15 protein-coding genes and 1 pseudogene are annotated in these 24,179 nt (G+C 45.9%); 11 read left to right on the top strand and 5 right to left on the bottom strand.

What is annotated here, in order from left to right; all coding sequences use genetic code 11:
* Window positions 1-182: 182 nt before the first annotated feature.
* On the bottom strand, window positions 183-4,052 hold the full coding sequence (gene porU / locus A3EU_RS31625; RefSeq protein ID WP_020538678.1) for a type IX secretion system sortase PorU: 3,870 nt from the start codon (window positions 4,050-4,052) through the stop codon (window positions 183-185).
* Between the two features lie 345 nt (window positions 4,053-4,397).
* Here porU and A3EU_RS0123650 point away from each other — a divergent pair, with 345 nt between their 5' ends.
* The 3 genes from A3EU_RS0123650 to A3EU_RS0123640 all read left to right on the top strand — a co-directional run bounded on the left by A3EU_RS0123650 (window position 4,398) and on the right by A3EU_RS0123640 (window position 8,686).
* Window positions 4,398-5,429 carry a PorP/SprF family type IX secretion system membrane protein gene (locus tag A3EU_RS0123650; RefSeq protein ID WP_020538677.1) on the top strand — a complete coding sequence of 344 codons (1,032 nt, stop codon included), beginning with the start codon at window positions 4,398-4,400 and terminating at the stop codon, window positions 5,427-5,429.
* Between the two features lie 130 nt (window positions 5,430-5,559).
* Window positions 5,560-7,056, top strand: a complete 1,497-nt coding sequence (locus A3EU_RS0123645; RefSeq protein ID WP_020538676.1) for an SUMF1/EgtB/PvdO family nonheme iron enzyme — start codon at window positions 5,560-5,562, stop codon at window positions 7,054-7,056.
* Between the two features lie 307 nt (window positions 7,057-7,363).
* Complete coding sequence (locus tag A3EU_RS0123640; RefSeq protein ID WP_020538675.1) at window positions 7,364-8,686, top strand: UDP-N-acetylmuramoyl-tripeptide--D-alanyl-D-alanine ligase; 1,323 nt, start codon at window positions 7,364-7,366, stop codon at window positions 8,684-8,686.
* A gap of 52 nt (window positions 8,687-8,738) precedes the next feature.
* Here A3EU_RS0123640 and A3EU_RS0123635 read toward each other — a convergent pair whose 3' ends face one another.
* The gene (locus A3EU_RS0123635; protein ID WP_020538674.1) at window positions 8,739-9,833 is read right to left on the bottom strand and encodes an arginase family protein; all 1,095 of its coding nucleotides are present in this window, start codon (window positions 9,831-9,833) and stop codon (window positions 8,739-8,741) included.
* 141 nt (window positions 9,834-9,974) lie between these two features.
* Here A3EU_RS0123635 and A3EU_RS35405 point away from each other — a divergent pair.
* The 3 genes and pseudogenes from A3EU_RS35405 (at window position 9,975) to ribA (ending at window position 13,887) form a co-directional block, all read left to right on the top strand.
* Window positions 9,975-11,230: pseudogene (locus tag A3EU_RS35405) on the top strand (Glu/Leu/Phe/Val dehydrogenase dimerization domain-containing protein).
* 257 nt (window positions 11,231-11,487) lie between these two features.
* Window positions 11,488-12,954, top strand: a complete 1,467-nt coding sequence (locus tag A3EU_RS0123625; protein WP_044086501.1) for an OmpA family protein — start codon at window positions 11,488-11,490, stop codon at window positions 12,952-12,954.
* Window positions 12,955-13,248: 294 nt separating this feature from the next.
* Window positions 13,249-13,887 (top strand): GTP cyclohydrolase II, encoded by a 639-nt coding sequence (gene ribA / locus A3EU_RS31615; protein ID WP_020538671.1) that lies wholly within the window; start codon window positions 13,249-13,251, stop codon window positions 13,885-13,887.
* Between the two features lie 57 nt (window positions 13,888-13,944).
* On the opposite strand, the gene A3EU_RS0123615 is transcribed toward ribA, so the two are convergent.
* Window positions 13,945-14,460, bottom strand: coding sequence for a hypothetical protein (locus A3EU_RS0123615; RefSeq protein WP_020538670.1), 516 nt, complete (start codon window positions 14,458-14,460; stop codon window positions 13,945-13,947).
* A 265-nt stretch (window positions 14,461-14,725) separates the two neighbouring features.
* Between A3EU_RS0123615 and A3EU_RS0123610 the strand changes: the two genes are divergently transcribed.
* The gene (locus A3EU_RS0123610) at window positions 14,726-15,301 is read left to right on the top strand and encodes a pentapeptide repeat-containing protein (protein WP_020538669.1); all 576 of its coding nucleotides are present in this window, start codon (window positions 14,726-14,728) and stop codon (window positions 15,299-15,301) included.
* Window positions 15,302-15,307: 6 nt separating this feature from the next.
* Here the strand turns inward: A3EU_RS0123610 and A3EU_RS0123605 are convergent, their stop codons facing one another.
* Window positions 15,308-15,667: a cupin domain-containing protein gene (locus A3EU_RS0123605; RefSeq protein WP_020538668.1), complete on the bottom strand. Its 360-nt coding sequence runs from the start codon at window positions 15,665-15,667 to the stop codon at window positions 15,308-15,310.
* Between the two features lie 524 nt (window positions 15,668-16,191).
* Between A3EU_RS0123605 and A3EU_RS0123600 the strand changes: the two genes are divergently transcribed.
* From A3EU_RS0123600 to A3EU_RS0123585, 4 genes are all read left to right on the top strand, one after another.
* Window positions 16,192-19,419, top strand: coding sequence for a S41 family peptidase (locus tag A3EU_RS0123600; protein ID WP_020538667.1), 3,228 nt, complete (start codon window positions 16,192-16,194; stop codon window positions 19,417-19,419).
* Window positions 19,420-19,482: 63 nt separating this feature from the next.
* The gene (locus A3EU_RS0123595; protein WP_020538666.1) at window positions 19,483-20,916 is read left to right on the top strand and encodes an SDR family oxidoreductase; all 1,434 of its coding nucleotides are present in this window, start codon (window positions 19,483-19,485) and stop codon (window positions 20,914-20,916) included.
* A gap of 252 nt (window positions 20,917-21,168) precedes the next feature.
* On the top strand, window positions 21,169-22,422 hold the full coding sequence (locus A3EU_RS0123590; RefSeq protein ID WP_020538665.1) for a putative DNA modification/repair radical SAM protein: 1,254 nt from the start codon (window positions 21,169-21,171) through the stop codon (window positions 22,420-22,422).
* Window positions 22,423-23,190 (top strand): TIGR03915 family putative DNA repair protein, encoded by a 768-nt coding sequence (locus A3EU_RS0123585; protein ID WP_020538664.1) that lies wholly within the window; start codon window positions 22,423-22,425, stop codon window positions 23,188-23,190. It begins immediately after the preceding gene.
* Window positions 23,191-23,293: 103 nt separating this feature from the next.
* On the opposite strand, the gene A3EU_RS0123580 is transcribed toward A3EU_RS0123585, so the two are convergent.
* A complete protein-coding gene (locus tag A3EU_RS0123580) occupies window positions 23,294-24,082 on the bottom strand; it encodes a DUF3050 domain-containing protein (protein WP_020538663.1) in 789 nt (262 codons plus the stop codon).
* Between the last annotated feature and the right edge of the window lie 97 nt (window positions 24,083-24,179).

Below are 24,179 nucleotides of genomic sequence, written 5' to 3'. Positions count from 1 at the left end.
GGAGGTCCTTTATTTTACTGTTAATAAAAATTTAATGCCCTTCTCCGTGCATTGGTCAAGAATTAGACTTTAATCCTATCAAAATACTTAAAAAACTAGGGTTACCCTGGTAGCATGTGACCAGAATAACCCCAATTATTAATTCTTTACAACAGAGCTGTCTAAGGTTTGGCTTAATACACTTACTTCAAGATCACAAGTTTCTCAAACTCGCTTTGCCCACTGAGTTCTTGCCCTCCCTGCGTACGCACTCGCACTTGGTACAAGTATACACCACGGGCCAATTGGTCACCGTAATCATCCTTCCCGTCCCATTCAATGCAGTCGTCTAGGCGAAGTGCACCATCATTTGAGGGAATAAGTTCTTCAATAGTTTTTACCAAACGCCCAGATACGGTAAACACCTGAATCAACACTTCCATATCTTCACCAGCTACGTTAGTATCAAATTGAAAACAGGTCCGGTCAGTGAAAGGGTTTGGGTAATTAAGCACGTTTTGCAATGCGATCTTTCCATCATCAGCAACGATGAATTCCGTCGTACCTTCTCCTAAATTATTCGCTACATCCCAGGCACGCACCCGCATCGTATAAGTACCCGGAGCCAGATCTTTAAGCGGAAAGCGTACTTCTCCTTTAGTATAATCGTCATTCTCCGCTTCATAGAAATCGTTAAGTAAATAACTACTTTGGGTATTTTCATTGAGGAAACCTTCCAAGTCGTGGCCAATGCTGTTTCCCGTTACGTTTATCCCAAAATCATCCGATAGTTTCACTACTAAGGTGGGGTTTGCCGTGACTTGGCTGCCCGCAACAAAATCCTCGGAGTTCATAAATACTTCTACTATCGGCGGCGTATCATCTACGACTCCGTCAGGGTTTGAACCTCCAATAATGAATCGTTCTTCACTTCCTCCTGCATCCACCCGCTGATCAGGATCGGCAGCGTAGTAGCTGATCTTGCCTGCGCCATATTGATAATTGATGTCTTTAGGTACTACAAATGAGAAAGTGAATTGACCATTGGTCACGGTAGCACGTCCGCGGAAGAGTACATTTTTACGCACCATGTACGTCCTCTCAGGACTGCCTTCGGGATCGTTACGCAAGGTTTGGGCACCGATCCGCTTATCGTAGATGGTAGGAAATACCGTTCCATTAAAGTTACTTAGTAAGCTACCATTCAAATCTTCAACTTGTCCCGTGATAGTAACCGTTTCCAATGCGCTGAGCGTATCCAGGCTGGCAGTATCTACCTCAATGCCATTAATCAAAGTCGTTGCTACGCGGAAACGCGGCAGTGCCGGACGCATCGCAGGATCACCCATTAGCATGAATTTGCGTTCATTTTCGAAGCTTCCTGGTGCACTTAGTGCATTTTTAGCTATCCGAATCACATCGCCAAGACTGGTCCAGTCTCCTTGTTCATCCTGTTTTAGCATTTCGGTCAACGAACGGTTTGTCAAAGCTGCATTACGGTTAGCAAATACAGGCCGTGTCGTTGTTAGAAGAGCGATCGCTCCTCCCCTTGGGCTCAGGATCAATTCCTCTCCGGCAGATACAAAGGCCCCATTGTCATAATCGCCAAAAGTACAGGTAGCCGTAAGAAAGATACAAAGGCGGTCGAGGTTTTCCCAGTTTTGAGTCATAGGTATATCCAGCACTCGCTCTTGTGCCCAGCCCCTGGGACCACCATGCCCTAAATAGGTTGTAATGAAAGTCCCACGGCTAATTGCTCGGTTAAGTTGCTCTTCTACGATTGAATACCGGTCTCCGGCGGGGGTAGATTCTTGCGGAAAGAGATCGAACAAGAGTTTATTTATGTTAAACTGCGGCTTTAGCGTTCTCACCAGTTCAGCCGCTTCATTTGAATCATCTGAATGGGCTGCATTATCTTCGTCATCGCCCACAAAAGTCAATCTAGTCCGCCAATCCTGATAGTAATCCGGGTTGGTATCGTACTGAATGATCTTATTGACTACGGTAGCCGCTTCTGCTGGCGTCTTTACGGGTAAGCGCCCTACGGCAATACTCATATCGTTAGCCAAGGGGTCAGCACCAGGTTCGTTATCAAAAATGACAAAAAAGTCATCGGAAGGAAACCCTTTAAGTTCGTGATTTTCATCCCGTTCATAAACGGGAACAAAATTGCCACCAAAACCATACAAATCACGACAATCAAAGGAACCATCACCTATTAGGAGTAAGTACCTCAAGCTACCATCGCGTTCAAAGATGAGTTTTGCAAAATCACGAATCGCCGTAGGACTCACTCGCCCGCTAGAGAATTCGTTATAAATCTGATCGACAGAGACAGCCGTTACTTCCAAGCCGCTAAAACTACGTCTATGCTCCGTCAGTTCAAGTGCTTTTTCTGCAAAATCAGGATGGTAGACAATCAACATCTCCTGGCTCGCTAGTCCATGCAAGTTCTGTGGTTCAATCTTACCTACTGCTTCTGGACCGGGGAAATCACTACTATTTCGAAAAGCGACAAATTCTCGTAACTGTTCAGCAGTTGTGAGTCCAAAGCGCAAGCTATTACCGCTAATAGTCGTTGCCTGTTCTTGTGGTTGTAAAGGATTCGAAATATCCCAAATACTAACATCATTGCTGGCATTATCAACGACAAAGGTCGTTGTGATTTGCTCCATACTACGTGTATCACGAAAAAAGGTCTGATCTTCTTCCACTCGAAGGGCTAATCGAGCACGAGCCTGAATAAAATCCAACCAGCCAGAACTTTGGTCAGAACCACCAGGGTGAGGGTAACGCAATAGCACATCAAGGTTCTCTTCAGTAAGATTTACGGTACCATTGAGAGAGCTATTGGGTGCCAAGTCATTATAAATTTCATTTTGTTCACCAATCGGCACACCGGGAACAGTTTGGCTCGACAATGTTTGACCGGCAATATCAAGAAAAAAACGAGAGCTCGGGCGCGCCCTCAATGCCATGGAGGCCCTAATTGTAACGGGTTCATTGGTTTGTAATCCCTTCAATTCAAATAAATCATCATAAGTCTTTTCTCTGGCAAATTTGAAGAAATCGCCGTACCAATGTTGGCCTGTACCTGTGCCCGTTGCTTCAATTTCGTGTAGCGGATTGACACGATCTTCCTCTAAACGAAAAAGTCCATCATAGGTGGTTGAAGTTCCATCAGTGGCCTCGAGGCTAGCCTGCTCTTGTATTCGTTGACCATTGCCATTGCCACCTATCTTAATGAAGTAATAGTTACGTGAATCGTAGATGTTTGTTTGCTGATCAAATCGATCCTGTGCAACATCATAGTTCCATTTATTAGGGCCTTCAGCATACAACAAAAGATAATCTCCCCCATCAAAGCTGCCATCACCTTCACCAACAATACGAACTGCGTTCTCTACCAAGTCCTCAGGACGGTCTTCGTTCACATCATAAGGCACTAGTCCGCCACCATTGCCATAAACCTTGATACTTCGTGGATCAATATTATCTAGGTTACTGATACCCAGTTCATCTTTGAGAAATCCGTAGCTCAGTTTGTACACCCCTGTTGTAGGGATCGCAATTTTGTACACATCACCGTCACTTAGCACAGAGTTAAAAGGAGGGCCGCCGCGCAACGTGCTACGGGGTTCGAAATTGACGTTAAGGACAAAAGCACTTGCCTTCTGATAAGTATTCCCATCTTTAATAAAAGGAACGACGGAAATTTTGGCAAAATACCCTTCTGGCTCTCTGACGATATTAGTAGTAAACTTCAATTCAGTTCCCAACTGCTCATCCTCGGGAGCATAGCGTTTGCTCAAAGGTTCAAAGCTCAAACTGGACACGGCTACATTAATGACTCCCGGGCCACTGACAGGAAAGCGATAAATCCAATAGGGGTGAGAAGGGGCGGCATCACCAAATTTTGCGTCAGGAAAAGCCCATTGCTCAACGGTTTGCTCCCCAATAAGGTAAGTCGTCGGTGTATCTTCCCAAAGAAAATCCTGACGAATCACCGTTTGAGAAAAAAGTTGCACTGTGAAAAGTACACAGCTTGAGATAAAGAGGAGTAGTTTTTTCATAACTTCAGTTGGTGCTGCACAAATTTAAAACAGCACAAAAATAGATGGAACATTCGTTTTTCCAATAGATGACTAAGCGATTCACTTCAAGCATGTCAACTATTGGAAAAACCTTAGGGAATGTTTCATTTGTTTTTTTGCGCAATAATTAATGTATTTGAAACGTAAACAGTCAATACCTATTTTTCGTTAACGGCAATTTGACCTCAAAATGTCGTTTAGCTGCAATGAATAAGTTTTTTATCACCGCTGGAAGACCAATTGTGTTAAAAATTTTGGGATGCGAAGGGGGTTTGTTAGTTTGGTCTTTGGAAAACTATAAGAAAACGACGAAATCGCGCAGCTATGAGGAGAAAGTTACACCTACTGGTAGGTTTGTTGTTCGTTATGACGATCACACTACAGGCCCAAGACCCTATTTTCAGCCAGTTCTTTGCTGCGCCATTACAGCTTAACCCTGCTTTTGCAGGAACAACGATTGCTCCTCGCTTCACTTTCAATCATCGAAATCAATACCCCAACTGGCCCAACGCTTACATTACCTACGCTGCCTCCTTTGAACAGGAAATTGAATCGCTTAACAGTGGTTTTGGTCTTCAGGTAATGACCGATGCTGCGGGGGATGGCATTTATAAGACCCATCAAGTATCGGGTATTTACTCTTATAAAATTCAGCTGGGAAGGGAAACCAATGTAAGAATAGGCCTGGAGGCCGGCTTCTACCAAACCAGGGTAGACTGGGATCAGCTTCGTTTTGGTGATCAGCTCGATAATATTTACGGCGAAGAAATAAATGGCGTACCGCTTCTCAGTGAAGAAAACCAACCTGCTTCGCTCACTACTACATTATTTGATGCATCTGCTGGTATCCTGTTCTATAATCGTAATGTATACGGAGGTGTTACGATGAAACACCTCAATCGACCTAACGAAAGCTTCCTTGCGATCAATGAAAACCTGTTCGCAGGAAGGCCTTTACGGCTTACAATTCACGGGGGGGCAGAATTTGACCTCGGCCGGCGCAATAAGCGCGGAGGAACTACGTTTATTTCACCGAATGCTATGTTCGTAAAGCAGGGTGATGTCGGGCAAATCATGCTCGGCACCTACTTGGGAAGTGGCAGTATTTTTGGCGGCGCATGGTATCGTCACAATTTTACGCTCGCTGATGCTGCAGTTTTTTCGTTTGGTGTTCGACAGGGGGTATTTCGGATTGCATATAGCTACGACATGACTGTTTCCACTTTAGCAGATGTTCCTAACGGAACGGGAAACACACACGAGATAGCCCTGATAATCAACCTAGAAGATAGTAAGATACTGGAGCGCAAAAGGCACTCCTCTCGCTGGAACAACTGCTTCAAAATGTTCAATTAAAGAAGCTTGTTGACTAGTATAAATGTTAAAGTTCGCATTTTTGTGTCCAAGGATTGCGGAGGACGTTAGCTGGCTACCGTTTTTCTCCTATATTTGTTGGTCGATTCGCAAAATTAACTCGGTAAAGGGAATGAAAAATCTGTTAAAATTGGGCTCCATCGCTATGGGCCTCACGTTGGTGTTTAGTTCGTGTGGAAAGAAAGAATCCTCGGACGTCACCGGCTGGAATTTCAATGACACCAAATGGGGTGGCTTCGAGAAAAATCTCGATTATGAAGGACAACCTACGGGACCAAATCTGGTATTAATCCCTGGTGGTACTTTTGTAATGGGTAATACCGAAGCGGACGTAACTTTTGACTGGGACAATACGCCTCGTCGTGTTACGGTTTCCTCTTTCTACATGGATGAAACTGAAATATCCAACCACAACTACCGCGAATACCTCTATTGGACCAAGAGAGTCTTTGGAGAAAGCTATCCGGAAGTTTACCTCAATGGTTTACCTGACACGCTAGTATGGCGTGATGAATTATCTTTCAACGAACCACTGGTAGAAACTTATTTCCGTCACCCTTCTTATGACGACTATCCAGTCGTTGGTGTAAGTTGGATTCAGGCTAATGAGTTCTGTAAGTGGCGTTCTGACCGTGTGAATGAGGCTATCCTCATCGAACGCGGTATCCTTAATCCTAACATGGAGCAAAAGGATGAAGACAACTTCAACACCCAAGCTTATCTTGTAGGTCAGTACCAGGGAGATGTTCGCAAGAACCTCAAAGATTTACAAACGGGAGGTGAAAGACCTGTTCGTTTCGAAGATGGTATTGTGCTACCAGAATACCGCCTTCCTACAGAAGCGGAATGGGAGTATGCTTCTTTAGCCTTGATCGGTCTTCAGGAAAACGAAAAAGACGAATTATATACTGATCGTCGTGTCTATCCTTGGAGTGGATCTTCTGTTCGCTATCAGAAACGTGATCGCTACCAAGGTTACATCCAGGCCAACTTTAAGCGTGGTCGTGGTGATTACATGGGTGTTGCCGGTCGCTTGAACGATAATGCCTGTCCTACAGCACCTGTACGTGCCTACCTGCCTAACGACTTCGGTCTGTACAACATGGCTGGTAACGTAAACGAATGGGTACTTGATCTCTATCGTCCATTAACAACCACTGACTTGGTAGATGCTGACAACCACGACATGAACCCATACCGTGGTAATAAGTTCCAGCACTTAGAGTTGGATGAAGATGGTCGTCCTATTGAAAAAGACAGCCTTGGCCGCCTTCGCTACCGCTACGTAGAGGACGAAGAAGCAGCTGACCGTGAGAACTACAAAGTTGGTATGGCTTACAACTTCCTTGATGGTGACCAGCAGTCTGAAGCTTACTACGACTATGGTCGTCATACGCTGATCAGTGACGAAGCTCGTGTTTACAAAGGTGGTTCTTGGTCTGACCGTGCTTACTGGTTGACTCCAGGTACGCGTCGTTTCAAAGACGAAAACAAAGGTGACCGTGCTATTGGTTTCCGTTGTGCGATGATCCGGATGGGTGCACCAACGGATAACGAAACGGAAAGTGGACACTTCTTTAAGACGAAACGGAGTAGCCGTCGTCGTTAGAAATTTTCCAGCTCCGCTGAAAAATTAATTTCAGAAAAGCCATTCTGCTCACTGCAGAATGGCTTTTCTGTTATATTTGAGCTTTTAGACTTGTTCTGCTGGGATCATGTCGGGGATAAATCGCACCTTATTTTCCCACACTGTGCCTTTTTTGAGTCACTTAGCTAAGGCTAGGCTCCTCAAAAAAAGCTTCGCGTGGTCGATAATGCATCAATTTCTCCACCAACCTGCCCCAACAGAATAAGCCTTTTGATTTATTCTTCACAGCGCTGGTGCTAAAGGCTCCAGCCTACTTCTGTCGATATTTATGGCTTACACCACGGTAGCTACCTTATTGCAGCATTTTTCAAAATGCCAGCGGGTCTGTACTGACACGCGAAAGTTGTTGGAAGGTGATCTGTTTTTTGCCCTAAAGGGGGATAATTTTGATGGCAACCGATTTGCCGCTCAAGCCCTGAAGGATGGGGCTGCTTTTGTTGTCGTTGATGATTCATCAATCATAATAGACGAACGTTATCTACTGGTAGAAGACACGCTATTGGCGCTTCAGAACCTGGCTCGCGCCTACCGGCAACAGTTAAATATTCCTATTGTAGCCATTACTGGCAGTAATGGAAAAACTACTACCAAAGAACTGGTAGCCGCTGTTTTGAGTAAAGCTCACCAGACACACTTCACACAAGGTAATTTCAACAATCATATTGGAGTACCACTCACCCTGCTGGCCATGCCTTTGACCACCGAAATTGCGGTTATAGAAATGGGGGCCAACCATCAGGGGGAAATCGCTGAACTTTGCGAGATAGCAGAACCTACTCACGGCCTAATCACAAATATTGGCAAAGCCCACCTGGAAGGCTTTGGAGGAATTGAAGGTGTGAAAAAAGGAAAATCTGAATTGTATACCTACCTCGCTACTCACCAAAGGGTCGCTTTTATCAATCTTGAAGAAGATTATCTTGAAGACTTAGCAATCCAGCATGGTGTCAACCGAAAAATTGACTATTGCCTTAGCACAACGCCAGACCCTACGACCCCTTTCTATGAAATCCGACTAGACCAACTGGTTCCAAAAGTTAAGGTTTCATTCCTTAAGCCTGATGGCAATATTCGTACCGTAGAAAGTTCTCTCTCTGGTCGGCACAACTTGCAAAATATCATGACGGCAATTGCCGTAGGCAAGTATTTCAAAGTTTCTTCTCACTTAATCGTGGAAGGTATTGCCGAATATGTCCCCTCTAATAATCGCTCACAGCGACTGGAGCATAAAGAAGTTGGTATTTATCTAGATGCTTATAATGCGAACCCTTCTAGTATGCGAGCCGCGCTACAGAATTTCGCAGCGGAAGCCAAAGGGCCTCAGACGGTCATTTTAGGAGATATGCTGGAGCTAGGTCAAACAGCAGCAACAGAACATCTAGACATTGCTCAATTGGCACAGTCCCTCGCTTTTGCAAATATTACGCTAGTAGGGCCACTATTTGCTGCCGCTGCCAAAGAACTGGGCCTCCCTCATTTCCTCAGTGCACAAGAGGTTAGCAATGCTTTGGATTGGTCGGCACTTGCAGGGACAGAATTGCTAATCAAGGGATCACGAGGGATGAAACTGGAGCTGCTGCTGGAGCAGTAAGCGTTTTAACCAGTTAACCAATCTTTTGGTTTACCCCTCCTACGGTCCAGTGCTAAAACCGCCGAAAAGCATTCCAAAGTCGATCTGGCAATTCTTGCTGGATGGCTTTTTTATAATCGGAATAACTACATGGAATCAGCCGGTGGCGTTGCTGCTTGCGGCTCGTTTTGGCAGGTACTTGCAACCACCAGCGGCCACTCCGAGGGCTCTTCCAAAAAGTAAGTTTTTCGTCCTGTCCTTTCCAGTCGACAACATATTCTGTGAGGCCCTTGTTGGTAACGGGATAATCACCCAGCCGTTGATAGTAACCTTCCGTAAAATACCAGACCAGTTGGGCTACAGCCTGTGCAGTAGGAGCTAATTTTCTTTTAGAACTATTATCGACACCATAAATACCAAAGGACCGCAGCTTATCACTCATTCCTGCGTAACGGCAGAGTTGAGCGGCCTCTTCCAGAAAGAAACCGCTGGGGCTTGGGTTCAACTGCCCGGGAGCCTCCGATTGTTTTAGCGCATCCAAGTGAAGGGCAATGATATCGGCGTCCCTTAGTTGGGGTTCCACTTCCGCGAGGTTTTCTCGCGCTTGCCCCAAACGGAGGTATTCATAATGCTGCTCTTCAAGCCAGTCAATAATTGCAGGATCTGTAAAATGCGCCTGTGCTCCAATGAGACTGAGATGAAATACACTCTCCTGCCTGTGCCGAAACAAATGATTGAGATACTTAGTCGAAGACTTTTTCCAATCCGTACTGATAGGCACCTGCTCGTCGATCAATGCAATACTCACCAAGTCGCGCAGGTTTAAAAATGATTGAAACTGCGAATAAAAAAGATTGGGGTTACCACCTATCAGAATGGGAAACAATTGACTGTCCATTACCTCTCGTAACAAGGGAATGACAAAATCCTCGTTGGTCTTACGTAAGTTCCCCAAATCTGTAAACCCAAGGTCCCCGAAGGCCCAACTCATCGGATAGAGCGCTTCTCGCACGGCATCAGCAGCCGTTGCGTCCAGACCGATAAGCACGCATTGCTTGGAACTCAGGTTACCTTTCCCTCCTTGATAGAAAGAGATATTCTTGGCCCAGCTATGGGGCGCAGCAGAAGTCGCAATCTTAGTGGTAGGCTCCAGCCAGTGATCAAACATTCTTTCTCGAATAGGTTATGCGCCGAAAATAGGAAAATGGCAGCGCTTTGTTCACTTTTAAGGCATTATTATTCCAATTTCCTATATTTGCTGCGCCAAAAATTACTTGCCTTAGCAAGTATTACCAAACAGAACCAAACCATGGAAGATTTATTACAATTGTATCGGCAGAAACGCCCAGAGATCGTTTTTGAATGGTACGATGAGCCCACCGGGGCTGAGGGCTGGATTGTGATCAACAGCCTTCGTAACGGCGCCGCTGGAGGAGGTACAAGGATGCGCAAGGGGCTCACAAAATCAGAGGTCGAATCACTTGCCAAAGTAATGGAAATAAAATTTTCCGTAGCTGGACCGAGTATTGGAGGTGCCAAATCCGGCATCAATTTTGATCCCAAAGACCCACGTCGCCATGAGGTCCTAGAGCGGTGGTATAAAGCGGTGCTTCCTATTCTTAAAAATTATTATGGCACAGGAGGCGACCTCAATGTAGATGAACTAAAGGACGTTATTCCTATTACCGAGGATTTAGGCCTTTGGCACCCTCAGGAAGGAATTGTCAATGGCCACTTAAACAGCAGCAAAGGTGATAAAATTAATATCATTGGACAGTTGCGCTATGGTTGTGCCAAAATTGTAGAAGATGCGGAGTACGTTCCTGATGGTCCTAAAAAATTTGCGGTAGCTGACCTGATTACTGGTTACGGCGTTGCGGAATCTATACGCCATTTTTATGACCTCTACCATCAAGGTACTGCAGCCGGAAAACGGCCATTATTCAGGGCTGGGGCAATGTAGCCGCTACAGCAGCATCTTACCTGACGCTACAAGGTGTAAAAATTGTAGGTATCATTGATAGAGAAGGTGGTATCATTGCCCCTGAAGGGCTCGGTGTCGAAGAAATAAAAACCTTATTTATTGATAAATCAGGTAATGCACTAGAGTCCGTCAATATGCTACCTTTTGACGAGGTCAACCAGCAGATCTGGTCACTAGGTGCTGATATATTTGTTCCCGGTGCAGCATCTAAACTCGTAACGCCAGAGCAGGTAGCAATGATGCAAGCAGGTGGCCTTGAGGTAATTGGCTGTGGTGCCAATGTTCCTTTTATTGATGATGGTATTTTCTTCGGCCCTACAGCCACCCGCCTTGATCAGGAAATTGCTTTAATTCCTGATTTTATTGCTAATTGTGGAATGGCACGCGTATTTGCCTATTTGATGCAGCCTGATATTGAAGTAACAGATCAGGCTATTTTCAGCGATGTTTCAGCTACCATACGTAAGGCACTGAGCAGGGTTCAGGAAAGATCCTCCTTACCCGTAGGCATCTCTATGACGGCCTTAAATATAGCCCTGGAACAATTATTACCAGATAAAAAAGCAGCTGCAACTTCCTAAAACACTGATTTTGGGCCAGAAAGAATGCTTTTCTGGCCCAATTTTTGGTAGAGCAGGAAAATTAACAATATCTTTGCTAGGATAAAGGCATTAGCTTGCATTTACCACGATAGAACAATCCACCCAAAAACTACACAGAGATTGGTGAAACTCTTACCATTATCAAGCGTAAACAAGGTTTGACCTATTGGGTCAGGCCTTTTCTATTTATTACCCAAAAACAAGAACCCTTGAACATGACTTTTAAAATAACTCCTATGAAGATGAAAATTACAACAATTCTCCTTGGACTAGCACTCCTGCTTTGTGGGAATGTAAACCTCCAGGCCCAAAACGGATCAAACTCCAAGCCTAAGGACATGTACGAATTCGGTGTCAATGGTGGCTATTTGTTTGTCGCTGGTGAGATTGACCCTGAGTTTGGCTATGCATATGGCCTGCACTTACGTAAAGCAACAGACTACCTTTTCTCTTTGCGCCTGGATCTTATGATGGGCAAGGCAAATGGTATGGGTAAAGATGGTAGTGATGCCTGGGATTTTGAGACCAACTATACCTCTGCAGCCGTTTTAGGTGTGTTTTCCTTAAACAGTGTACGGCTGGACCGCCCAAAGAAAAAAGTTAACCTCTACGCTATGATTGGTGGAGGTGTAAATTTCTTTGAGGTGGTAGAGTACAATACGCCTGGTAATATTGCTGGTATTCCTAGAACAGGGTCTATTGCTTCAGAGGTTTCTCCTCATGCTACTGTTGGTGCAGGTATTTCTTTCCGTTTAAGCAACAAAATCAATGTAGGTTTTGAACACCAATCCAGCGGCCTTTTTGGTAATCGTTCTGATTTACTGGATGGCTTAAACAAAGAAGGTAGCCAAGGCAATAAATCTATCGCTGGTGACATCTTGAATTTCACTAGTCTCCAGATGAATTTCAATCTCGGCAATCCTGCTTCACGTAGTGAGCCGCTTTACTGGGGCAGCTTGGGAGAAGATATCATGTCGAGCATTGATGATGTCAAAAAACGCCAGGATGTAGCTTTAGCAGATACCGACCAAGATGGTGTTATTGATGCCGTTGACCAAGAACCTAACACACCTGCGGACGTACCTGTAGATACCAAAGGGCGTACCCTCGATAGTGACAAAGATGGTGTTGCTGATTACAAAGACCTAGAGCCTTACTACCCACCTCGTGCCGGTGAACGCGTAAACGAAGACGGTGTAGTAATCAACCCTATTACTGCTCCAGGAGGAGGTGTAACAGAAGAGCGGGTTCAGGAGATGATTGATGAAGCTCTTAGCCAGTATGGCCTAACAGAGCCTAAAAACAATGTTGCGGAATGGTTCTTACCTATGATCCACTTTGGCACCGACAACTACACGGTAAAGTATTCTGACTATGGAACACTTGCCAGTTTGGCCCGAATGCTGAAAGCTAATCCTGATATGCGTTTGGTTATTACAGGTTTCACCGATAAAACGGGCCCTGAATCTTATAACTCCAACCTGAGTTACCAACGTGCTGATGCAGTTGCTAAGCACCTGATGAACCAGCACGGTATCGGCCGTAGCCGATTGGTTCTTCAATACAAAGGCCAAGAAGATGCACTAGTTCCATCTACTTCCAGTTATATGAACCGTAGAGTAGAATTCCGAGTAGCAAGTCCAACGGACGTCGAAATGGATCGCCCCACTGGCTTGAAGCCTGGAAATAGCGATGGCTATTAATAGCACAGCCAGTCTTTGCTAATTAGTAATAACTAAACAGGAATGCCTACTGAAGCCTCAGTGGGCATTCCTGTTTATTGGGCCACCTTAACGTTTTTTTGCAACTAATCCTCAGATAGACTTGTTGATATACCCGTTAGAAATTTTCTCTTCCTTACCTTTGGGATTTTAAAAATAGCACAAAAACAAATTGAGCCTTCGTTTTTTAAACAGACGGCTAAGCAGTTCAATTTAAGCGTGTCAGCTATTTAAAAAACCACTGAGAAGGCTCAACTTATTTTTTGCGCAATACGCATGGAATGTAAAGCGGAAGTAATCACGCATCCAAGTATGTCAGGACAGCACCTCAAGCGGCAGGCAGAAGCACTCATCCCCACACCTTGGGGTAATTTTCGAATGCTGGCCTATGCGGAAACAGAAGAGGAATGGATGCCCCATATAGCCCTCGTTCATGAAGACTATCAAGAGGGAAAACCGACCCTCATTCGTCTACATTCTGAATGCATCACTGGTGATTTATTTGGCTCGAAACGTTGTGACTGTGGAGAACAGCTCCACTATGCATTAGATCGTATTGCCAAAGAGAACGGTATCCTGCTTTATCTACGGCAAGAAGGCAGGGGTATTGGTATCATCAACAAACTTAAAGCCTATCAATTACAGGACCAAGGACTCAATACCATTGACGCCAACTTACACCTGGGGCTTGAAGTAGACGCCCGACAGTACGATATCGGAATTTCTATGCTACAAGATTTGGGTGTGAGCCAAGTCCACTTACTAACCAACAATCCAGAAAAAATAGAGGCCATAGATCAGTCCATAATTGAAGTCATTTCCCGGCAACCCATTGTTATTTCTCCTCAAGACGAAAATGCAGGCTACCTAAAGACAAAGCAGGAAGATATGGGGCACCTATTTGATTTGCTCTAAAAAAGAATCCCGGATGCTCAATCAAGAGCACCCGGGATTTTTTTTGGTATCAAGCGACTATTCTTCAAAAGTATAACGAATACTCAATGCCCCATTATCGGCACCAAAGCCATCCCCATATCCACTGATGTAGAAGGTCGGCACCCAATCTAAACTTAGGTTTACCGGAGCACCGGCAAACTTATAATCTAAACCAAGATAGCCTTGAATTCCCAGCGATAAGTTTGCCTCGTCTTCAAAACCAGAGAAGTCGTTATCATAACTCCAGAAATAAATAGCAGCACCGCCACCATAGTACCACTGCAAACCATCAACAGAACTGATAGGGTTATGCACCTGATATGCACCACCTACCCCAATTCGGGTCCAGCCATAAGAAAATACTTTCTGAGACCTATAGTTAACAAATGCTTCCAATGCGTTATTGGAGTTGCCAAGAAACATCTTGTAAGAGATCGAAGCAGGATAGCCTAAACGTAAGCCAATGGCTTTCTGATAATCTTGGGCTTGCAGGCTACTGAAAGCTAAGCCGCAACAAAAAATAGTCAATACAAATAAACGTAAACGGGTCATAGTATAGGTTGTTTAAATAGATGATGAAAAAAATATTTCTTAGCTGTCCCTAAAATAAGCTGTCGGGGCTATTGCTTAGTCCGCCTATCGCAAGAGACGTTACTGGTTTCAAAACCAAATAAAATAAAGTTGGAGTAGCGCAAATAGAATGGCCTGTAGAATCAGGCTGTACGCTTTTGTAGTAGTTGCCCAACAAAGATAAAAAAGGATTTACTTATCTTACAAGAATAACGTTTATTTTCTATTCTCAAGCCAGCACATCATCATGCCTGACAATTATTTTGTGGATGCCACCTACAAGGCTATTGATTTCTCTACTAAGAGTTTGCCCGCAGGTGATTATGAAGACTGCACCTTCATCAACTGTATATTCAGTGGTGGTAATCTTCGTGAATTTCGCTTTGCTGATTGTGAATTCCAGGACTGCGATCTGAGCAATGCAGAAATGGTCGACACCGCTTTTCAGGAGGTTACCTTTCGCGATTGTAAATTATTAGGGATCCACTTTTCGAGTTGCCGGACCTTCCGCTTTAAGGTGGAATTTGTGAGTTGCCAACTCAATTGGGCTTCTTTTGAGGCACTGCCCATGAAAGGTACCCGCTTTGAAAACTGCCAGCTATTAGGCACCGACTTTACGCAAACTGATTTGGAGAAAGCCGAATTTATTGGCACGAACCTGGAAGGAACGGTCTTTTCGCGCACCAATTTGGTAGGGGCAGATTTCCGAACAGCCGACAATTTCATGATTGATCCGGAAGAAAACAACCTCAAGCAAGCCCGGTTTTCAGCCCATTCCTTGGCTGGCCTTTTGGGAAAGTATCAGCTTCGGATTGAGGGGTAGCTAAATCTAGTCTCCCAGTGACTGATAATCCTCTGGTAGAAACCGGGGACTACAAATTGCCAAAAACACCAAATCTTCCTTTCCTGAGTTATAGATACACTGCGCTTTTCCTGGTAAAATATGCACCAACATCCCGGCGGTGACGGTGCTGCGCTCCTCCCCTACTTCGGCGACTCCTTCCCCTGATAGGATGTAGTAAACTTCGGTGCCCTTCAAGGCGTGCAATACTGTCGTAACGCCCGGCAATACCCTGGCCTGTGCAATCGACAAGCCGGGCGTTTGCTCACTATTGAGCAGCTCTCGGATGTAGCAGCGTTCTTCGAAGTAGTATTCGGGGCAATCTTCTGTGGTTGTGAATGTTGGCATGTTTTGTTTTCAAGGAATATACAGCAAAAAAACAATTATTTGCCTAATTGTTGGTCGGGGAACCAGCGGGATATTTTCCTGTTAGTTTCGGGGACCAACAGGAGCGGTGCGCGTTTTTTGTGAATCCAATCAAGTTGAAAGATACCTGCAAGATTCCTTCCAACTGTTATTGAAAAAGTAGTGCGCAGACCAGCAGGCCGTAGCCCACCGCAGGGACGAGGAGGACAAAGGGCTGTGGATAGCCTGATGCCGATCCCGTCCCGACTTTTCTAGTCGGGACGGGAGATCGCATGGCCCATAAACCCATTAAAAGTAGATATTTTGCCTTATTTTGCTTACCATATATTGCGCAGAAAATAAAACACGATTTTTTTCAAGCTTTTCAAATCATTAAAATGTTTGAAATGAACCGTTTTCAACTATTATGAAAAGCAACCACGCAGTAGACGCGAAGCGACCACGAAGTAGCGGCGTTAGCCAAATCGCTTTTATTTTCGTGCTGTTCCTAATAAAACCTACCATCCATGAAACTGCTGTACAGTCTCTTATTCGCCCTCACCTTTTGCTCCTTAGCTGGCCAAGGTACCCAACTCCTTCGACAGCCGACACTAAGCCAAGACCACGTGGTTTTCGTCTACGCCAATGACCTCTGGAAAGCAGACCGTGCAGGAGGAACAGCCATCCGGCTCACTACTCACGAAGGGTATGAGTCCTTACCACACTTCTCTCCCGACGAGCAGTGGATTGCCTTTACCGCAGCGTATGACGGCAATACCGATGTCTATGTCATTCCTGCTGAAGGTGGTGATCCGCAAAGGCTTACCTGGCACCCCGGCGGTGATTTTGTCACCGGATGGACACCCGATGGGCAGGTGCTTTTTCGCTCTGGCAGGGAAGGTAAACCGACCCAAACCAATAAACTGTATACCGTTTCGCCCAAAGGCGGACTACCTGTAGCACTGGAAATACCCCGTGCCGCTTACGGCGAAATTTCCGCCAATGGACAGTATCTTGCCTACACCCCCATCACTTCCTGGGATCCTGAATGGCGCAATTACCGCGGCGGGCAGGCCATGCCCATCTGGATTGTAGACCTCAAGACCAAAGAACTTACTCGCACCCCACAACCGACCCAAGAACGGCACCTTGACCCCGTTTGGAAAGATGGCAAAATCTACTACCTCTCGGAAAGAGACCTGGCCAGTAATATCTGGATGTACGATCCTGCCAATGGCACCGAAGCGCAAATTACCTTCCATAAAAAGTACGATGTAAAAAGCCTTGATGCCGGGTCAGATGCCCTGGTGTATGAACAAGGGGGCTACCTCCATCTGCTAAATCCAACAACCAAAGAAAGTACCCAGATCGCCATAGAGGTGAAAGGGGACCAAACCTTTGCCCGCCCTCGCTGGGAGGACGTTTCTGCCCGTGATTGGGACAACCCCCAACTCTCGCCAAGCGGCCAGCGCGTAATCCTGGAACACCGGGGAGAAATCTTTACCGTTCCTAAAGAAAATGGTAGCTGGCGCAACCTCACCAACAACTCCGGGGCTGCCGACCGCAACCCGGTATGGTCGCCCAAAGGCGATCAAGTGGCCTGGTTTTCGGATGTAAGCGGAGAATACCAACTACAGCTGGCAGATCAGCAGGGTAAACTCCTCAAGACCTATCCCCTACCCAATCCTACCTTCTATTTTAAGCCGGTTTGGTCGCCAGATGGGCGGTATATTGCCTATACCGATACCGACTATAATATATGGTGCCTGGATCTCACAACTAGCGATGTAAAAGCAGTGGACACTGACCGCTACGCGCACCCCAACAGAGCGATGAACCCTGTGTGGTCGCCAGATAGCAAGTGGTTGGCTTACGCCAAACAGCTGGAAAGTCATTTCAAAGCTGCCTTCGCTTTCCAGGTAGAAACAGGCGAACGCATTCAGCTTTCTGATGGCATGGCTGATGTGGTTACGCCCGTCTGGGACAAAGGGGGGAAGTACCTTTACTTTTTAGCCAGTACCGATTATGGCCTGAATTCCGGCTGGTTGGATATGAGTTCTTATGATCCCGCCGTCAATCGTAGCTTGTACTGCCTCGTGCTTTCCTCAACGACAGAAGGACCAACCTTGGAAAAAAGCGACGAAGAACCTGTTGACAAGGAGAGCGAAGACCAAAAAGAGAAAGATGCCGATAAGGAAATTACAGTAAGCATTGATCGCGATGGATTATTCGGTAGAACCGTTGCACTGAGTGTGCCTACTGGCAATTACATGAGCCTGGAAGCTGGCACTGCCAATGAGGTATTCCTCTTTGAAAGTGTTCCAGGGGCACAAGGAGCTACCGTACACAAGTACAAGTTGGAAGGGCATGAGAAAGAAGAATTCCTGACCGGTGTTAGAAATTTCATTACCAGTAGTGATGGCTCACACCTCCTTTACCAAACCAGCAATTGGCACATTGTATCCACCAAAAGCAAACCTAAACCAGGCGACGGGAAAGTGAATGCGGACTTAAAAATCGCCGTAGACCCACAGGCGGAATACCACCAGATTTTCAGGGAAGGCTGGCGCTATATGCGCGACTTTCTGTACGTAGACAATGTGCATGGTGCCCCTTGGGACAAGGTCTACGAGTGGTATGCGCCTTGGATTGACCACGTTCGCCACCGTACGGACCTGAACTATGTGGTAGATATCATGAGTGGTGAGGTAGCGATTGGACATTCGTATGTTAGCGGCGGCGATTTCCCGGATACAGACCGGGTGCCCGTGGGGCTGTTGGGTTGTGATTACAAGGTACAAAACGGGCATTACCAAATTGCCAAAATCTACACTGGTGAGCAATGGAACCCTGATGTGAAAGCCCCCCTTCATCTGCCGGGATTAAATGTTAAACCGGGTGATTATCTCTTGGCTGTTAATGGGGTCAGTTTAGACGCAAACACCAATATTTACCAACTGTTTGAGCAAACCAGCAACCGGGCGATCACTATCACCGTGGCTAATACCGCCACTGGTGACGATAGTCGTGACCTGCTGGTAAAACCCGTTTCCAGTGAACGCCGTCTCCGCTATTGGGACTGGATAGAGGGCAATCGCCGTAAGGTAGACGAACTCTCGGGCGGCAAGCTCGCCTACGTGTACGTGCCCAATACTGGCAATGGTGGATTCACCTCCTTCAATCGCTATTATTTTGCCCAACAAGACAAGAAAGGCGTCATCATCGACGAGCGCAACAACGGTGGTGGATCGGCAGCCGATTACATGATTGATGTGATGTCGCGTACGCTCTTTGGTTACTTCAACAGCAAGGCCAATGACCGTCGCCCCTGGACCACGCCGATGGCCGGCATTTGGGGGCCAAAAGTGATGCTGATCAACGAACGTGCCGGATCGGGTGGCGACCTCCTACCCTATATGTTTAAGGCCAAAGGTATAGGTCCGCTGATCGGTACCCGCACCTGGGGTGGCTTGGTAGGCACCTGGGATACGCCGCGTTTTGTGGACGGTGGCCGCATGGTTGCTCCCCGTGGTGGCTTCTTTGACACCAACGGTGAGTGGGCAGTGGAGGGCGAGGGTGTTGCGCCAAATATCGAAGTGATCCAAGACCCTAAGGCAGTGCTGGCAGGGCGTGATCCTCAATTGGAGCGCGCTGTCACAGAGGCATTGAAGATGCTGGAACAGGAGACTTTTGAACTGCCTGAAGAGCCCGCTGCGCCAGTACGTTGGAAGCGGCCTGATGGGTTTAAAGAATAAAGAAATTCAAAACAAAGTGAGCTGTTTTGAGATTATAACAGCATATCAATACTTTCAGCTTCTATGCGCATCTTACTTACTGGCGTAACAGGCTACATTGGCCAGCGACTTCTTCCCGTACTTGCAAAGGATGGCCACCACCTTGTTTGTTGCGTACGAGACGCCAAGCGTTTTGATGTTCCACAGAACATTGCCGACCAAGTGAGTGTCATTGAAGTAGACTTTCTAAAAGCAGAAACGCTTACTAAAATCCCAACAGACATTGACGGAGCCTATTACTTGATCCACTCCATGTCTGGAAATGATGATTTTTCTAGTTTAGAGTTGCAATGTGCGACCAACTTTCGGGAGGCGGTAGCTACAACCAACCTGCAACAAGTCATCTACCTCAGCGGGATCGTCAATGACGACAGCCTATCGAAACATTTAGCATCGCGTAAAGCGGTAGAAGATGAATTGAGCAAAGGGAATTATGAGCTGACGACCTTACGAGCCGGCATCATTATCGGATCAGGTAGTGCTTCGTTTGAGATCATGAGAGATTTGGCAGAAAAGCTGCCCGTGATGATCGCCCCTAAGTGGCTCAAAACCCGCTGCCAACCTATTGGTATCCGTGATGTGATTGACTTTTTATGGAAAAGCCTGCTTGATGAACGCACCTATGGTCAGAGTTTTGACATTGGCGGGCCAGACGTACTTAACTATAAAGAGATGCTACTGGGCTATGCCAAGGTAAGAGGGTTCAAACGGTATATTTTCACAGTGCCCGTAATGACACCACGACTGTCTTCTTATTGGCTCTATTTTATTACTTCTACCTCCTATCCCCTGGCCGTGGCCCTCGTAAACAGCATGAAGATAGAAGTGGTAGCAAAAGACAATAGGCTATCAGAATTGCTCGGCATTGAGCCCCTACCCTACCAAGTAGCACTGGAACGTACCTTCCAGAAAATTCAGAAAAACGAAATTATCTCCAGCTGGACTGATGCCCTCTCTAGTGGTTTGTTGGACAATAATTTTTCCGATTACATTAATGTCCCTACCTACGGGTGCTTTGTGGACAAGCGCACTCGTGCCGTAAAAGAGCCGCAAAAAGCCTTGGACCGAATCTGGCAAATTGGGGGGCAAACCGGCTGGTATTATGGCGACTGGCTGTGGAAAATTCGTGGCTACCTGGATAAGCTCGCCGGAGGTGTAGGATTGCGAAGAGGCCGTACCCACCATGACCAGCTATCGGTAGGAGATGCACTCGACTTTTGGCGGGTGCTCTATGCCGATAAAGAAGAAGGACGGCTGATGCTTTTTGCAGAGATGTTGCTACCAGGAGAAGCCTGGCTGGAGTTTAACCTCAAAGAGGGCAAGCTGGTGCAGACCGCTACTTTCCGTCCTAAAGGCATTTGGGGTAGATTGTACTGGTATACAGTTTTACCCTTTCATGGGTTTATCTTCAACGGGATGATTGACGCCCTTGCAGGGACAAATAGCGAAGGCCTTTAGGCCAGAGCTCGGTGCCTTCCGATCTTCCATCGGAACAAGGACGAGGGATGGCCGGAAGCGACAGCGACCAGACAGCCTGGTGCCTTCTCCCGACTGATGCAGTCGGGAGAAGGCATGGCCCAAAAAACCTCCTTATTTGACGGATAAACGATAAACGCGCAACAAAAAAACACAAATAATATCAAATAAATTGTTTTAATAAATTTATCATATTAAATTTACTGTTAGTTATGTGCAAAAATGCGGCAGTAAATGAATGAACGTGTAAAGGAAAAGCTGGAAATACTGGCGGATGCGGCCAAATATGATGTGTCTTGCTCTTCGAGTGGTAGCAAGCGAAAAAACACCAAAGACGGGCTGGGTAATGCCACGGGGATGGGTATCTGCCATAGTTATACCGAAGATGGCCGTTGTGTTTCTTTGCTGAAGGTATTGCTCACCAATCACTGTATTTTCGATTGTGCGTACTGTGTGAGCCGCAAAAGTAACGATGTAAAACGGGCGGCATTTACGGTACAGGAAGTTGTTGATCTTACCATCAATTTTTATCGGCGCAACTATATTGAAGGGCTATTCCTAAGCTCTGGTATTTTCAAAAATTCGGACTACACCATGGAACGGCTTGTGCGTATTGCCAAGGTTTTACGTACGGAACACAAATTCAATGGCTACATCCACCTGAAGGCTATTCCGGGTGCTAGTGATGAACTCATTCACGAAGCGGGCTTGTATGCCGATCGGCTCAGTGTAAACCTGGAAATCCCTTCGGAAATGAGTCTAAAAAAAGTGGCTCCCGAGAAAAATTATGCCGATGTGTACCAGCCGATGAATTATCTCAAGGGCGCGATTGTGGGCCATAGGGAGGAAAAGAAGAGAATAAGATCAACCCCGAGTTTCGCGCCAGCAGGGCAAAGTACGCAGCTAGTGATTGGTGCTACTCCTGAAAATGACTTGCATATTTTGAACTTGGCAGACAGCCTCTATGCCGAGCAAAGTTTGCGCAGGGTCTACTATTCGGGCTACATCCCAATCAGTGAAGACCAACGCCTACCTGCTTTGCGCCAACCGCCACTGATCAGAGAAAACCGACTATATCAGGCCGACTGGCTGCTGCGATTTTACGGTTTCAAGGTAGATGAAATTGTGGACCAGCAATACCCGGACCTTGATTTGGAGGTAGACCCTAAAATGGCCTACGCCCTGCGGCATCCACAGCTTTTCCCTATCGATGTCAATCAGGCGCCTTACGAGGTGATCTTAAGAATACCTGGCGTGGGTGTAAAATCAGCACGCAAAATTGTGGCGGCTCGACGACATGGGCAGCTCCGCTATGAGCACCTCAAAAAAATGGGGATCGTACTGAAGCGTGCGAGGTATTTCCTAAAATGTGCTGATAAAAACTTCAGCCACCTGGGCTTGTATCCTGAGGCGATCCGAAAAGAGATTACCCAACCCAAACGCGCCAAAACCATCAGTAATCAATTGAGTCTTTTTGGAACTAACTAAATGACCTTTACTTACGACGGCACTTTTGAAGGCTTACTCAGTGTAATTTTCGAGACTTATCGCTTGGAAACAACGGCTACTGCCATTGTTCCTGCCGAAGAGTGGCAAGGTAGCTTGTTTGAGACGCCACTTTTGGTAGCGACCAAAGAAGAATGGGCCGAACGCGTGAAAGTAGGCATCAAAAAGAAGGGAGGTAAAAAAAGCCTGCGGCTACTGGAGCATTGTTTTTTATCAGAATTTCCAGAGGTAGGTAAGTTGATACACGATTTTGTGCGTAAGCTGATGGCCAGCCCTATTAACATCAGCGATAATTTTGGGGACGATACTGTTTTGAAGCTCCATCAGATCAAAAAGAAAATTGGTAGAGAAGTACACCGGATGCACGCTTTTGTGCGCTTTCAGCGAACGCAGGACGATATTTATTACGCGATCATTGAGCCAGATTTCAACGTACTTCCGCTTCTTCCCGATCATTTTGAAAAGCGCTATCCAGCACAGCATTGGCTCATCTATGATGGGCGTCGACGCTACGGGATTTATTATGATCAGCAGCAAACAGAATTTGTAAGTTTTGCTGATGATCATGCCTTACAATACCGTCAATTACCCGCCAATATGATGGCAGAACAAGAGGTAGAATACCAAGTGTTGTGGAAGAGTTACTTTGATAGTGTAAACATCAAGGAGCGGAAAAACCCTAAGCTCCATTTGCAGCATGTACCTCGGCGCTACTGGAAGTATCTGTCGGAGAAGCGGGAACAATTTTAGGATACTCGAAGCTGGACACCGAGTGAGGTTTTGTGCTGATACTTTCGTCGGTAAGAAAACCAAAAGACCAGTTAACCAGTCTTTTGGTTTCTACCCATGCTACCTATACCGCGGCCAGTGATTCCTCACTGATCATATCCGCGATATAATCCCACAAACTAATACGATGAGCTAGTGCTGCTTCAGCAGTTTGCATTACTTCTTCCCATTTTTGTTGATCATCGCCGCAGAGTTGCGAGATCATCCGCAGTGCTAAAGGACCATGTTCATCACCATCAAGCTCAATATGGCGCTTGAGATAATACGTTAGCTTAGTGTATTGCTCGCGGCCAGCCTTTTGTTCTTCATCTCGAATAATGCCTAAAAACATATCCGGAATAACATCTTCTCTACCAAAAGTAAAAGCTGACGCAATTTTGTGTGCTTCACCGCTACCAATAGTGGCAAAGGTAAATTCTACAAATGCTTGAATTGCAGAATCTAGGCCAATTGATTGTGCAGCTGATTTAATATTATTACCTGCCTTGATCTGTGCAATAAATTTACTAATAGTATTGGTGCTCGCACCAATTTGTTCCATGGCACTCAAATACATCTCGAAATGGCTCTGAGGTAGGCCTTCTTCATTAAGATCGCTCTCTTCTTCTAAGACAATCTCATTGATAAATCTCGCTAATTGTGGATCTGCACTTGGTACCCAAGGGGTAGTTGTCGTCGTTAAAAGTTGCTGCAATGCCTTGAGCAAGGACATAAAATCCCAAACGGCATATACATGACTTTCCATAAAAGTACGAATATCCGCTACCTCCTGTAAATGCTCATAAAGACGGTGTTCCGTGAGTGCTTTCCTCAAAGGTATTAAGCGATTTTCAACCAAAGTCGTTTGTTCCATTTGTTTCTATTTTTTCGCCATGAAACATCATTCTTATACTACGGTTTGTCAAAGTTGTTGATTCTTACAAACAGTGTAAATGTTTTGACAATTCTCT

Origin of the sequence: Lewinella cohaerens DSM 23179 (assembly GCF_000379805.1) — a bacterium.
GTDB classification, from domain to species: Bacteria; Bacteroidota; Bacteroidia; order Chitinophagales; family Saprospiraceae; genus Lewinella; species Lewinella cohaerens.
This window is presented reverse-complemented; position numbering and strand designations above follow the sequence as displayed.